Consider the following 939-nt stretch of genomic DNA (forward strand, 5'->3'; position numbering starts at 1 on the left):
ACCTTCAGGAGTGAAAGAATATCAGACAGCGGATCCATAACATCCTGGACGAATGAATAATAAAAAAGGGATTTCTATAATAAAAGAAAGCTTTTATCTGCGTCATTATCATTTGGAGCTTAACGGAGAAAACCAAATGAAATACGCAGAACTGGGTAAAACAGGGGTTTATGTTTCACGCATTTGTCTCGGGACGATGACATTTGGCGGGGCGGATAATGCCGCCGGTAATGCCATCGGCCGTCTGACGGGCAAAGAGGCGGATATTATCGTTGGTGAGGCGCTGGACGCCGGCATCAATTTTATTGATACCGCCGATGTCTATGGTTCGGGGGGCTCTGAAAGCGTGCTGGGCGAAGTGCTGGCGCAGCGCCGCGGTCAGGTTTTCCTTGCAACAAAAGCGCACAGCAGAATGAATGCGGGCCCAAATGATGCAGGCCAGTCGCGCTATCACTTGATGCAGGCGCTTGAAGCCAGCCTGCGGCGGCTTAAAACCGATCACATTGACTTATATCAGGTTCACAACTTTGATGCTGCAACGCCGCCTGAAGAGGTTTTACGGACACTGGATGATATGGTGCGACAGGGTAAGGTCAGGTATATCGGCTGTTCGAATTATGCGGGCTGGCAGCTTGCCAAAGCCCTGGGTGTCTCGGCTGAACATAAGCTTGAGAAATTTGTCAGCGTACAGTCTTTTTATTCGCTGGCCTGCCGCGACATTGAGCATGAACTCCTGCCGGCAATCAAGGACAGCCACAGCGGACTTCTGTGCTGGAGTCCACTGGCAGGCGGGCTGCTTTCAGGCAAGTTTGATCGCAGCGGCAATCATGACGCTTCGGGCAGGCGCGCGAAGATCGAATTTCCACCCGTCGACAAGAACCAGGCATGGGATATCGTGGATGTGCTCAGAGCAGTTTCTGAAAAACACAACACCACACC

At 51.5% G+C, this 939-nt stretch carries 1 protein-coding gene; it reads left to right on the forward strand.

From position 1 onward, the window contains the following. Positions 1 to 52 precede the first annotated feature (52 nt). A partial coding sequence (locus AC1DUO_RS25460; protein WP_477989473.1) for an aldo/keto reductase occupies positions 53 to 939 on the forward strand: 887 nt, incomplete at its 3' end.

Source organism: Rahnella sp. P4_A8 (genome assembly GCF_056402435.1).